This window comes from Desulfoluna spongiiphila (genome assembly GCF_900101345.1).
GTDB lineage: Bacteria > Desulfobacterota > Desulfobacteria > Desulfobacterales > Desulfolunaceae > Desulfoluna > Desulfoluna spongiiphila.
Window position 1 is genome coordinate 13,276 of record NZ_FMUX01000020.1, and the last position, 11,907, is coordinate 25,182.

At 54.5% G+C, this 11,907-nt stretch carries 11 protein-coding genes and 2 tRNA genes; 8 read left to right on the forward strand and 5 right to left on the reverse strand.

Features of this window, described 5'->3' with window-relative positions; translation table 11 throughout:
* Positions 1-157 precede the first annotated feature (157 nt).
* The 3 genes from BLQ12_RS21105 to BLQ12_RS21115 are packed head-to-tail and all read right to left on the reverse strand — an operon-like array spanning position 158 to position 2,791.
* A complete protein-coding gene (locus BLQ12_RS21105; RefSeq protein ID WP_092213844.1) occupies positions 158-1,105 on the reverse strand; it encodes a glycosyltransferase family 2 protein in 948 nt (315 codons plus the stop codon).
* Complete coding sequence (locus BLQ12_RS21110; RefSeq protein WP_092213845.1) at positions 1,102-1,455, reverse strand: DMT family transporter; 354 nt, start codon at positions 1,453-1,455, stop codon at positions 1,102-1,104. The genes BLQ12_RS21105 and BLQ12_RS21110 overlap by 4 nt, the downstream gene beginning before the upstream one ends.
* Complete coding sequence (locus BLQ12_RS21115) at positions 1,433-2,791, reverse strand: ArnT family glycosyltransferase (RefSeq protein WP_092213846.1); 1,359 nt, start codon at positions 2,789-2,791, stop codon at positions 1,433-1,435. The genes BLQ12_RS21110 and BLQ12_RS21115 overlap by 23 nt, the downstream gene beginning before the upstream one ends.
* Positions 2,792-3,417: 626 nt before the next feature.
* Here BLQ12_RS21115 and BLQ12_RS21120 point away from each other — a divergent pair.
* On the forward strand, positions 3,418-3,984 hold the full coding sequence (locus tag BLQ12_RS21120) for a cysteine hydrolase family protein (RefSeq protein ID WP_092213847.1): 567 nt from the start codon (positions 3,418-3,420) through the stop codon (positions 3,982-3,984).
* Here the strand turns inward: BLQ12_RS21120 and BLQ12_RS21125 are convergent.
* Positions 3,981-4,748, reverse strand: coding sequence for an HDIG domain-containing metalloprotein (locus BLQ12_RS21125; protein WP_092213848.1), 768 nt, complete (start codon positions 4,746-4,748; stop codon positions 3,981-3,983). The genes BLQ12_RS21120 and BLQ12_RS21125 overlap by 4 nt on opposite strands.
* A 165-nt stretch (positions 4,749-4,913) precedes the next feature.
* Between BLQ12_RS21125 and BLQ12_RS21130 the strand changes: the two genes are divergently transcribed.
* The 5 genes from BLQ12_RS21130 (at position 4,914) to ychF (ending at position 8,399) form a co-directional block, all read left to right on the forward strand.
* The gene (locus BLQ12_RS21130) at positions 4,914-5,162 is read left to right on the forward strand and encodes a rhodanese-like domain-containing protein (protein ID WP_175469984.1); all 249 of its coding nucleotides are present in this window, start codon (positions 4,914-4,916) and stop codon (positions 5,160-5,162) included.
* A 154-nt stretch (positions 5,163-5,316) separates the two neighbouring features.
* Positions 5,317-5,393, forward strand: a tRNA-Met gene (locus BLQ12_RS21135).
* A gap of 367 nt (positions 5,394-5,760) precedes the next feature.
* Positions 5,761-5,837: transfer RNA gene (locus BLQ12_RS21140), tRNA-Met, on the forward strand.
* A 338-nt stretch (positions 5,838-6,175) separates the two neighbouring features.
* Positions 6,176-7,075, forward strand: a complete 900-nt coding sequence (locus BLQ12_RS21145) for a glutamate--tRNA ligase family protein (RefSeq protein WP_302846797.1) — start codon at positions 6,176-6,178, stop codon at positions 7,073-7,075.
* 214 nt (positions 7,076-7,289) lie between these two features.
* Positions 7,290-8,399: a redox-regulated ATPase YchF gene (gene ychF, locus BLQ12_RS21150; protein WP_092213851.1), complete on the forward strand. Its 1,110-nt coding sequence runs from the start codon at positions 7,290-7,292 to the stop codon at positions 8,397-8,399.
* Here ychF and BLQ12_RS21155 read toward each other — a convergent pair.
* Positions 8,389-8,883: a hypothetical protein gene (locus BLQ12_RS21155; protein WP_092213853.1), complete on the reverse strand. Its 495-nt coding sequence runs from the start codon at positions 8,881-8,883 to the stop codon at positions 8,389-8,391. The genes ychF and BLQ12_RS21155 overlap by 11 nt on opposite strands.
* Before the next feature lie 396 nt (positions 8,884-9,279).
* Here BLQ12_RS21155 and BLQ12_RS21160 point away from each other — a divergent pair, with 396 nt between their 5' ends.
* Positions 9,280-10,809, forward strand: coding sequence for a hypothetical protein (locus BLQ12_RS21160; protein WP_092213854.1), 1,530 nt, complete (start codon positions 9,280-9,282; stop codon positions 10,807-10,809).
* 312 nt (positions 10,810-11,121) lie between these two features.
* Complete coding sequence (locus tag BLQ12_RS21165) at positions 11,122-11,907, forward strand: hypothetical protein (RefSeq protein ID WP_139164062.1); 786 nt, start codon at positions 11,122-11,124, stop codon at positions 11,905-11,907.

An 11,907-nucleotide genomic window follows, 5' to 3' on the forward strand; every position in this document is an offset into this window, starting at 1 on the left:
CGGGCAGCCCTGAATTTTGCCGTAAAGACGGGTATGAATGCCATAGGGCCCAAATATCTTAAAATAGCGAACTGAAAGACATGGCTGTAATAGCCAGGATACGGGTGGGCTTAGGGGCCATCCCGATGACACAGTAGAAAAATTCTGCCAAGTGACATCAGATCAATTTATGCAAAGGAATCTTTGGCTCGAAGTTGATATCCTGTTGCAAAGCCGCCAATAATAACTGAAAGCCGAGCAAAACAGGAAGAGCAGCAAGCATTACGGTTCCGCTGCTTGCATACATCCCTTGGCTCGATAAATACGCCCAATTGAATCCGCCATAAATAATTCCAAACCAGAAAAAGATCATTCCGATAATCATTTGGAGGCTAGCAACATTAAAATTTCGTACAAAGTAGTTGTAGACAACCCGTTTTATAGTGTTCCGTATATGTTTGAAAAAAAACTCCAAAATACTGTTAAGTGGGCTCAGGTTACTTGTTTCCCCTTCATAAACAGCATACATGGGAATATCGACACCCACTGCTCGAATCGTGTTCAACCGGAAAAGCAGGTCGGATTCGAAAAAATAACGAGATTCCAGTTTATCTAAGTCAAGTTTTTGAGCAACCGCAGCATGGATGGCAAAAAATCCGTTATTGGGGTCCATCAGACTCCAATAGCCCGTGGAGACCTTGCTGATAAACGAAAGGCCTGCATTGCCTATCAAGCGGGTCACCGGCATGCCCGCCAACGTTTCTGGGCTCCAGAAACGATTCCCCTTCGCAAAATCAGCCACCCCACAATTCAATGGGCTGAGAAACCGAGGGATCAATGCGGGGTCCATCTGCCCATCACTGTCGATTCGAACAATGCAATCCGCATCAAGCTCTATCGCCCTTCGAAAGCCACTGACAACAGCAGCTCCAACTCCCTTGTTTTTGTTGTGTTTGACAAGTATGAGGCGTGAATCGGATATGTGTGAGATAGCGTATTCCCCTGTCCCTTCGGGGCACGCATCGTCGACAAGGATTATCCAGTTAACTTCAGGCCCTACCTTCGCCAGAAGGTCCAAAATGTGAGCTCTCGTTTTATAGCACGGCAAAACAAGACATGTAATCATTGCACCCCCGACAGAGTAACCCCGAGAATAATCAATACAAACCCTGCAATCTGATTTAGCCCAATGGGTTCATCAAAAATAATAAAAGCCATCAGGGGGACTAGGCCAAAGGCCAAGGCCATCCAAGGATACGCAAAACTTAAAGCCGTGGTTCGCAATACGTGAACCCACAACAAGGTTGTGGCAGCATAAAGACCAAAGGCCAGCCACAGATAAGGCTGCAAAACAGCATCTATAAACGCTTGGAATCCGTTTCCCTTAATCCTGAGGGCTCCCGCTCTGAAAAGCAGCTGACCGCTGCTGATACCCACCACGCATAATATGCAATTAAGAATCTGCGATTTGCTCATCGCCCTGTCCTTTATGTTTTTTTCCCTTTTGCAGCCAAAAAATCCCTATCATTTGAGCTATCATTAAGGCCTGAATATACATAATGGGCCGCAAGGGCACCCCGTAGCGCGGGAATGGTGCTCCAACCACGTGCAGGGCGATAAAATAGAGCATGATAAGAGATAAAAGCCTGCATACAAATGCCTCGGTTTTCCCCCGGGCTAATGGCGCATGTGGTACCCACGCCACAACGGTAGCCAAAAGGGATAGGGTCAAAATTACTCCATGCAACGCTTTCATTACCCGATGGGTTCCCCGTATCCACCCAGGAGCAAGGTAAGGAGACTTGATGACCGGATAAACAAATACATCGCCCATACCGGCCAGTATATCCCAAGACAGGAGAGTGAGAGGCTTTTTTATCAAATACCAATACGCATGCCGATATGGCTCATTGGCAAATCGACGTTTAATCTCATTGATCACACTATCCATATCCTTTGCGATATTGTTGATATCGGGATCAAATCGATAGGGGAAGCCTTTTGTTTTTGGGTCATTATTATACGTAAAATCAGGGTAGATTCCGTGGTGCAGGGTCGACACCATCAAGCGGCTGTCGGACAGTTGTCCTGTGACTTGGTAATTTCGAACAAACCAGGGAGCCATGGTGGAGACAAAGAAAAGAAACACTATAAAAAAATGTTTCAGGGGAACCGATCGCCTTTTATTTACAAACGCCAGTGGGATAAGTGCAAAAATAAAATATTGCAGCGTAGGGCGAGTTAGAGACGCCAAGCCCAAAGTAATCCCGGCAAGGCACAGCAGCCAGTTTTTGTGGTGCTGGATGCCTTGCATAAAAATCCAAAGGAATAAAACCATCAAAAATGTAAAAAGCGTCTCGGTAAGAATATAAGTTGTACACGACACCAAGTGGGGCGAGATACCGGTGAGAAATGCGGCAAGCAATGCCATCCAACGCCCTATACAAGGCTGTGCAATTAAATAGGCGAGGATAACCGTTGCACATCCTAATAGGACCTGCATGCGCTGGATGTCCCACACCATTTTTATTGAGGGGGGAAAGGTCACAAAAGGCAATATGGACATCGGGAAGCCAGGAGAGCACAAGGCATCGGGTATTGGCTTTTTAGAGCTAAACTCTTGACGCGAATAAACGCCATATTGCTTAACGTTCATCGCGTAAAAATAATAGCCCTTTGCATCTGCACGAATTGGACGATTGATTACCGTTTCGTTGATAACTTTTATTCTTAAGTAAAAAGAGGTGAAAAGAACAAAAATTGCAAAGAGAATAAAAAAAAATTCGATTCGTTTACGAATCATATTAAGCATCACACCACCTGGATTTTACGGAAAATTAGCTTCCCCCAATAATTCCAAAAGTACCTTTAGGTCCTAATTTAAAACATACACACTGGCACTTGTACACCCTAAAGCCATAAAAAAAAGGTAGCTGGGGGTAACCAAGGAAGCTCTTTTATATCTGAAAAATTTATTTAGTCCCTTCGGGAACATAGGGGACATAATTGATCGAAAACACTTTTTTATTCATGTTTATATCTACTTTTGGGTTGTGTTGCTGGGGGAACAATGGTTTTTACTAAAAAATATCTTATTTTTAATCGTTAAGACCTGTTTTTCAAACCCAGCTTATAAAAATTGGGGGAAAAGATTTGGTGCCCGATTGTCCCGGCAACAAAAAGAGGGTCGCCGGAGGTTTTTATTCTGAAATAATCCACATGAGAGGGCAACCATATCGTCCAGACTATAACGGATCGGGATCATCGGAAGATGAAGGGAATCATGAAATGTGTTTCCTTGCAGGGGGAGGCGTTTTGTTGTTTGATATTAAAGTGCTTCAGATAGGCCATGAGTGGGCGAATCCCCTTTAGGAAGAACGAGGACCAGAAACGAAGTACGGATTTTGACTTTTTAAAGTCACCCGGGAAGGAATTAGTGTGTTAAAAAATGCAGCCTTGCTTGTCATCGACATGCAGAACGATTTTGTGCTCCCCGGGGCTCCGGTATGTGTGGAGGGGGCCCTTGAAACAGTGCCGAAGATCAGGAGGCTTTTGGATTGGTTCCGGCAGGCCAGGGCACCGGTGTTCCATGTGGTGCGGGAGTACCGGTCAGACGGCAGCGATGTGGAAGCCAATCGGCGGGGGTACTTTTTACAGGTGGGCGGGTTTGTGGTGCCCGGTACCAGGGGCTGTGAGATTGTTGAGGGGCTGGGGCCCGTTGACGGAGAGTACCGGTTGGTGAAGAACCGCTACAGCGGGTTCATGCAGACCGAGCTGGACATGATGCTGCGCCGGCTGGGTGTCACCAGGCTGGTGGTGTGCGGTACCCAGTACCCCAATTGCGTCAGGGCCACCATATTTGATGCCGTGGCCCTGGGCTACGGGGTGACCCTGGTCACCGACGCTGCCTCTGCCAGGACACCCGAGATTGCCGAGGCCAATATTCTCGACATCGGAAATATCGGGGTGGTGTGTGTGGATACGGAGACGTTTCTCCGTCCTTAGCCAATTTTTTCGCGAATATACCGGCTGATGTTGTCGTAGATCTCATCGATACGGGGGTCGTCAGGCAGGGCCCCTTTGATCATCTGCAGGTACCCCATGGCGTCCAGTCGCTGGATGGCAGGGGCAAAATTGAGGTCGAACACCCAGCCCACCTGCAGGAGTTTGAAGTCATTTAAATTCTGCATGTGCTCTTTCAGTACCACCGTGCGGTTCATGAGGCTTTCATGGATCTTGTCTGAGATGCCGGGGATGTCGGGCAGGCCGAGTTCTATGGTCGTGTTCCGTTTGTGCTTCATCTCCGCATAATACGAGGTCACCACAAACCAGATATCCAGTTTGTCGGCATCGCGCAGGAGGCGGGTCAGAAAAAGGCATTCCCCGGATTCGTTGTCCGGCAGGAAGGCCCGGTTGTGATAGAGGACCACCCGCTTGATGAGAGCCGCATCGTCCGGGGGCAGATTCTGGAGGCATTCTTGTTCGTTTAAGATGTCGTGGCCGAGCCGGGCATGGTCCGTGGAGTGATCGTCCGCAAAGGTGTGGAAGCGCCGGTACTGCTCAAAGCGACCGATGTCGTGGAAAAGGGCTGCGATGTCGGCAAGGCGTGCCAGCCGGCTGTCCAGCCCCAGTTCGTCTGCAAGGAAACGGCTTTCGGTGCGGACCCTCTGGGTATGGTCCCGTTTGAGGGTGATGTTTCGGTCGTTTTTCTCAACACCGGTGAGAAAGGTTGCGGTGTAGTCGTCAAACCACTGCGTGAGATGATTCATTGGTCTGTATGGGTCCTGTGATGATAAGTGTATTCCTTCCCGACAGGCATACCAGTATTGACGATGGAATGAAAGGGGCAGGGGATGAAAGGGTATCTTCAGATGAGGTGGTTGCGCTTTTTTTCAAAGGTGGCGTCCATTGGGCCGGAAAGGGCCAGGGCAATCATGGAAAGCAGCCAGGGGTGGATCCTTCTGGACGTGAGGCAGAAGGCTGAATACGACGGGGGCCACCTTGATGGCTCCATCCATATCCCGCTTTCCCAGATCATGAACCGGGCCGGAGAGCTGGACCGGGAGAAACGTCTCCTGGTGTATTGCCGGTGCGGAAACCGGAGCAGGCTGGCGTCTCGCATCCTTGCGGCCAAGGGGTTTGCTGAGGTTTGGAATGTCGAAGGGGGTATTTTGGCATGGTAAATCAAGCGTATAGGGCCATGGCTCCATAGGGGCTCCATACGCGTGGAGCCGGGGTATGTGTTCGGAGACCGTATCGGCTTTTGTCGTTGTGGCATCTTTTTTGCTAATATGCCTTGACATCCCTCGGGCTGCCATGTAGTGTGCGCTTCGTTGATGCGGGATGGAGCAGTCTGGTAGCTCGTCGGGCTCATAACCCGAAGGTCAGTGGTTCAAATCCGCTTCCCGCTACCAATAAAAAATACAAAGGCCCGGAAGACACGTCTTCCGGGCCTTTTTTGCGTTTGGGGAAAAATGGGCTCAGGAGCGTGTCGGTACAACTTGTCTTGGCCTGATCATGACCGCCGGGAGCCCCCAACTTGGTACCAGCCCTGGATGCTGACGGTGGCGTCTTGTTTGCCCTGTTTGAGGGAGGGGCTCTGTTGGCTCCATGGGTGTGTTTTTCCTTCGGGGCCTTTTGGGGGACGCTTTTGATTTGCGCCGGCTGAATTTTTAGATACATGAAATCCAGGGGTTGACACTGGCCTTCACGGATCTGGATATCTTTTTGCCAATATGCCTTGACATCCCCCGGCCCGGGAGGTAATGTGCCCCTCGTTGATGCGGGATGGAGCAGTCTGGTAGCTCGTCGGGCTCATAACCCGAAGGTCAGTGGTTCAAATCCGCTTCCCGCTACCAATAAAAAATACAAAGGCCCGGAAGAGTTCTCTTCCGGGCCTTTTTGCGTTTGGGGGAAAGGTGGGCTAACGGCCTTAAAGTCGTTGCGCTCCATCACCTGGAATAAAGAGCCGTACCGGCTGCGGTGCTCGGAAATACTGTGGACCAGGGTAAAAAGAAAAAGTCATGCCAGGGAAAAATCGTCAACATTTTATGGCCCCCACGTGCACCCTGCCGGTACCCGCTCCATCCGGCATTGGACATGGAATAAAAACAGTGATATGTAGGTGCGTTTTGAAAAGATGCGCTTTGACAGGTCCAATCAGGGGAGAAACTCTTTTTTCAGCCATATGGATGTGATGCCTTTGGATAAGACGGGGATACCAGAAAAACCGGTGTCGCGCATAGCGCCGACTCCCAGCGGATACCTGCATCTTGGCAATGCGGTGAATTTTCTCGTGACCTGGGCCCTGGTCCGGGCCAGGGGCGGTACCCTTCACCTGCGCATCGACGACATGGACGGGATCCGGTTCCGGGACGAGGTCCTGAATGACATTTTCAAGAGCCTGGAGTGGCTGGGACTGGACTGGGACACTGGGCCCACGGGGCCGGATGAGTTTCACCGCTCTTTTTCCCTTCAAAAGAGGCGCGATGTCTACCGCAGCGAGCTGGGCCGGTTGACCCAAGAGACCGGAAAGCTCTTTGCCTGCGAGTGTTCCCGCAGCGCCATTAAAAAGGTGGCGCCGAGCGGCCTCTATCCCGGGACCTGCAGGCAGTGCGGTCACGCCCTGGTGCCCCATAAAACCGCCATGCGGGTTGTGGTGGATCAGGGGACGGTGGTCCGTGTGAACGGCCATGGGCTGGATCTGTCGAACACATTCGGGGATTTTCTGCTCTGGCGAAAAGACGACCAGCCTGCGTATCAGTTTGCCAGCCTCCTGGAAGACGAGGCCGGGCAGATCAATTTTATCGTCCGGGGTGAAGACCTGCTGCCGTCAACGGCCGCGCAACTTTACCTGGCGGACCTTTTTCACGCCGACAACTTCAGGCGCTGCACCTTTTTGCATCACAGCCTGATTCAGGGCGCGGACGGGGAAAAGCTGTCCAAGTCCCGGGGAGCCTATGCCTTGAAGGACATGCGTGACGCCGGGATGAGTCCCGATGTGGCCTGGAAAACAGCGGCCCGGTATTTGGGGGGCAGCCCCGAGGACGTGGAAACGCCCCGGGACTTGATCGCGTGCCTGCGGCAGTCCCGGTAAGGGCTCAAACAAAAAATAAATAGACAAGGCACACATGAATGCCGCAGTGACTTATCCCTATGAACGAGGGAGAAAGCGCAGCGGCAACCAGCTTTCAAGGTGGCTCACCTTGCCGCCGGAGGCATTGCTTTGGCGCGGTACACACGATTGAACGCATGAGAGGGCCCGGATGGTCGGGCGTTCTCTTTTTATTTTATAAGGAGTTTTGTGACCCATGCAATTGAACTGCGGTATTGTTGGCCTGCCCAACGTCGGTAAATCCACCCTCTTTTCGGCCCTGACCTCTGCTCCTGCCGAGGCGGCCAACTACCCTTTTTGCACCATTGAGCCCAACGTGGGCGTCGTGGCGGTGCCTGATGAGCGCATGAACCGAATCACGGAGCTGATTCCCCCCCAGAAGGTGATTCCGGCGGTGGTGGAGTTTGTGGACATCGCAGGCCTGGTCCGTGGCGCGTCCAAAGGGGAGGGGCTCGGCAACCAGTTCCTCGGTCACATCCGTCAGGTGGGGGCCATTATCCATGTGGTGCGCTGTTTTGACGACGACGACGTGGTCCATGTGGATGGAAAAGTCAACCCGGTGAGCGATATTGAGACCATCAGCATCGAGCTGGCCTTTGCTGACCTCGAAACGGTCCAGAAGCGACTCACCGGCCTGCCCAAGCTCCTCAAGTCCCAGGACAAGAAGATCTCCGGCAAGGCCAAGGCCGTAGAGCCTGTGCTGACAAAGCTGGTGGCGGCCCTGGAAGAGGGCGAGCCTGCGCGGAGCCTGGAACTGGATGAGCGCGAAGTGGAGCTCGTCTCCGACCTTCACCTCATCACCCTGAAAAAGCAGCTCTACTGCTGCAACGTCGGGGAAGATGACCTTGGCAAAGAGAACGATTACGTGGCCAAGGTTCGGGAGTTTGCCGAAAAGGATGGCTCCGGTGTGGTGGTGATCTGCGGAAAATTCGAGTCAGAGATCTCCGAGATGGACGACGAAGAGGAGAGGAAGGCCTTTCTTGAAGACGCCGGTCTCAAGGAGTCCGGTCTCCATCGCCTTATTCAGGAAGGCTACAGCATGCTGGGGCTCCAGACCTACTTTACCGCGGGTGAAAAAGAGGTGAGGGCCTGGACCTTTCCCAAAGGGGCCAAGGCCCCCCAGGCCGCAGGGGTGATCCATTCCGATTTCGAGCGCGGTTTTATCCGCGCTGAAGTCTACCACTGCGAAGAGCTGTTCGAGTACAAAAGCGAGGCGACCCTTAAAGAGAAGGGCAAGCTCCGTGTGGAAGGCAAGGAGTACGAGGTGCAGGACGGAGAGGTCCTCCACTTTCGCTTCAACGTGTAAAGGACTCCTCGGCTCGAAAGGAGAGCTCGTCCACCACATCCGGGAGCTCATCGGCCAGGTCGAGGACCAGGTCCATGAGTTGCTCCCGGGAAAGCTGTCGGAGGTAGGTCTCAATCTCCGACGGCTCGGCGGTGAGCTCGTTGAGAAGGCTCAGCCGGTCGTCGTCCTCGGTGGCGATGGGCAGTTCCTCCTGGCCTGCCATCATGGCAAGGTATGCATACACGGCTGCGGCAGCGTGCTCGCAGTCGTTTACCCCGGCGCACGAACAGACCGAGGTGAGGGTCTGGTCCTCGAAAAAGATCATGACGGCGTGGCGAGCCGAATCTTCGACCCAGGCAAGGAGATCTCCGTCTTCGGTCAGGGCAATCCCTTCGACACATGCGGTTTCGTGAAGCTTTTTTCCTTTGTCTGCGGTGGGGCCTTCGATCCAGGCGTCGATATCATCGTGGGTCAGGCTGTGAAAGGGATTCAGGTGACGGGTCATGGGGTGGGGCCCTCCAAAAAAGATCGGTCAGTGAAGATAAAGTGTGGCGGTGTGAACGGACATTCATATGCCGGGCCCGGAGAAGGGCAAGCACTTGACCGAGGGGGCAATATGAAGGATTCGAAGAACAATACTATGGCCGATTGATTCCGGCAACAGCCGTGTTTCAGCTGGTGTGAAAAACCCTCTGCGCCTTTGTCGGCCCAGGGGGTTTTTGTGTCCTGGGACCCCTCGATTTCAGGGTGCCACTGACAAGAAAATGTGATACCTAAAAGAGGCCCCATCAAGGGGCTTTTTGTTTTTGGCGCGGGGTTGGCCGCAGCATGCATGTCGCATGGTGCCTGGGCAACGCCGAGTGCGTGAGGACCGGATCAGACAGACACAGGTGTGCAATAGTTGGATACGTTGACAACAGAGGAAAAGCGCCTTGAGGGCGAAGGTGAATCCAGGACGGTGCGAACCCGGGAGTCGGACGTCACGCGGGTGGTGCACTCGGGGCTTGTCATGCGTCCTATTTATGAGCTGGAGGCTCGAAGGTTCCGTTTCGGAGAGGCCGGTGGAAAGGCCTGGGAGGTGCTGGATCTCTGCTGGCTGGCCTTCGCCATTTTAGATACCATCTCCGAGGTGACCGAATACCAGGTAGGGGCGTCCCGAAGTGAGGTGATCAAGCGCATCCGGTCATCGGCCCGGGTGCAGGCCCAGGCCGCCGGGGTGGACATCAGCGACGAGGAACTCGATGAGGTGATCAGCCGCGTTTTTGACCACCTATCCAACCGGGAGCGACGCTACCTGCCCTTTGAGTACCCGTATTACGACGGCCAGGAAGGCCGGTTCGATACCCGCAAGTTCTGGCTCATCAAGGCCGTGTACACCGGTTACGGAGAGACCACCTCCTTTGCCCTCACCGACGAAGGGTACGCCGCCTACTTCGGCCTGCACGAGACCAGCGCCCTGGACGGAACGGCCATCGGCAACCTCCGGATCAAGCTGTTCATTGAGCGCGGCAACGTGGACGACGCCATTTTGGTGGCGGACCAGAACCAGAAGCAGTGCTTCCGCAAGGCCGGGGACATCCGGAACGTGCGCCGGGCCATCGCCCGGAACATCCACGCCGTGGAGTTTGCAAAGATCAACGCCATGGCCGATGAAGGCACGGGCCAGGCGATTCAGATTCAGGAGGAGAGCAGCAGGCTCCAGACCCTGGTCATGGCCTACCTCCAGGACGCCTCCGATGCGGAGCTTGAGGAGAAACTGCACCAGCTTGCAGGCCAGCTCAGGCACCTGAACTCCCGCCAGATGGATCTGGTGGGCGAACTCCAGCGCCTGCCCGACGACTACCACAAACACAGCCACAAGCTGTTCCGGCGGAACTCCTACGGCATCCTGCCCTCCCCCGATGAGGTGCTCAAGCGGGTGGCTAGGCTGGAGGAGCACGACGCCGCCAGGGTGGGGCGAGAATTCATCGCCCGCTTTGACCCGCCCACCCGGCCCTCCCTGTTCGATCCGGCCACCCTTATGGATGCCATGGATCGTTTTCTGGAGCGCATGAGCGGCCCCCAGGAGAAACAGCGGGCCGTCTGCGAAATCGACGGAGAAGATCTGGAGACCTACCACTCGGAACTCACCGACGACCTCATGGCTTCAGCCGGCGCCTTTATGCGCAACGCCGTCCACAAAGAGGGCTTTCTGGCCCTCTCCGATCTCATGGAGCGGTCCTGCGATAGCGGCACCCCCATGGCCGTTGCCGCCGCCATGACCGTCTTCCAGTGCTTCGTGGACCCCCGGACCGCAGAAAAGAACCGCGTCCAGGTCCGCCTGGCAGACACCGAAAGCCGCTTTTCCACCCGGCTCCCCGACGGGCGCCTCTACCGCGGCCACAACCTGGCCCTGGTGCCTCTTTCCATGGGCAGGGCAGAGGCAAATTAAAAAAGTACGCCTCCGGCGGCCCTGCCGGGGGCTAAACTTCTAAAAAGTTTAACAAATGGGTTTTAGAACGTAGATTCAAGTCAATTTAAATCAAAGACGAATGTGATTTTTCCCGAGGAACGAGGGGAAAAGCGCATTCGTAACCTGCTTTCGAGGTGGCACACCTCGCCGCCGGAGGCATGCTTTTTGAACCTACCTTGACCATATCATCCTTTTCGCAGCCGGTGAGCGTTAGCGAGCCGCATGCACTATGGGGTCAAGGGGTGGCCACTTAGGCGAAAAACCCCCTTGATGTCGGAGGCGACATATACATTGGAAACAAACGATATCTATCAGGTCAATCGGTTGATTTATCTCAGCCTGGCCCACAGCAACGGGCGCAAGCAGCTGGTGGGCCGCCACCAGGACGAGGCCAAGGAGCTGGTCCAGCGCTACCAGGCGGACGGGCAGTTCCAGGTGATGGTCCATGACGGCCTCGCCGGTCTGGAGCTTCAGATGCTGGACGTGGATGCCCTGGCGCTTCGGGTTTCAGCCATGCACGCCGGGAGTTTTTTTGCGGCGAACCTCACCGAATACGGCAAGATCCTGGCCCGAAACGAGCTGAAGGCGGCCGAGCTGCTCATGGTGCACTGCGCCGTGGCCACGGCGTTTTTTCCGTCCGAGGCGGATCTGGACGCGCCGGTGGAGGATCTGGGCATCGCCATGGTGGAAGACGTGGTGGAGGTGCTGCGGCGCTTTGCAGAGGCCGAGGCGCAGATGGATGAGGACGAGGATCTGGTCCACCCTGAGGTGAGGACCGCTGCCAAGAGGTTCCGTGAGCTTCCCGAGGAGAACCCCGACAGCAAGCGCGCCGGTGGCGGCCACAGCTGGGTGGAGCTGATCCAGCGTGTGTTTGAGCACATGGTGGAGACGGGCTACCTCCTGGCCTTTGAGGACCGTCCCGGGGAATTGGAGTACCGGCCCACGCCCTCGTACCAGGCGGCCCTTAAAAATGCCACGGTGTATGCGTTCCATGCCTTCCGCGATGTGGTGGAGGACCATGAGATGATGGCGGAGCAGGCCGACACGGCAGACCAGGCGGAAGGGGAGGCGCAGTAA

Coding starts and splice junctions, on each gene's coding strand:
- BLQ12_RS21105 (WP_092213844.1), bottom strand. CDS start 1,105: ATGATTACATGTCTTGTTTTGCCGTGCTATAAAACGAGAGCTCACATT.
- BLQ12_RS21130 (WP_175469984.1), top strand. CDS start 4,914: ATGGAAAGCAGCCAGGGGTGGATCCTTCTGGACGTGAGGCAGAAGGCT.
- BLQ12_RS21110 (WP_092213845.1), bottom strand. CDS start 1,455: ATGAGCAAATCGCAGATTCTTAATTGCATATTATGCGTGGTGGGTATC.
- BLQ12_RS21125 (WP_092213848.1), bottom strand. CDS start 4,748: ATGAATCATCTCACGCAGTGGTTTGACGACTACACCGCAACCTTTCTC.
- ychF (WP_092213851.1), top strand. CDS start 7,290: ATGCAATTGAACTGCGGTATTGTTGGCCTGCCCAACGTCGGTAAATCC.
- BLQ12_RS21155 (WP_092213853.1), bottom strand. CDS start 8,883: ATGACCCGTCACCTGAATCCCTTTCACAGCCTGACCCACGATGATATC.
- BLQ12_RS21145 (WP_302846797.1), top strand. CDS start 6,176: ATGCCTTTGGATAAGACGGGGATACCAGAAAAACCGGTGTCGCGCATA.
- BLQ12_RS21115 (WP_092213846.1), bottom strand. CDS start 2,791: ATGCTTAATATGATTCGTAAACGAATCGAATTTTTTTTTATTCTCTTT.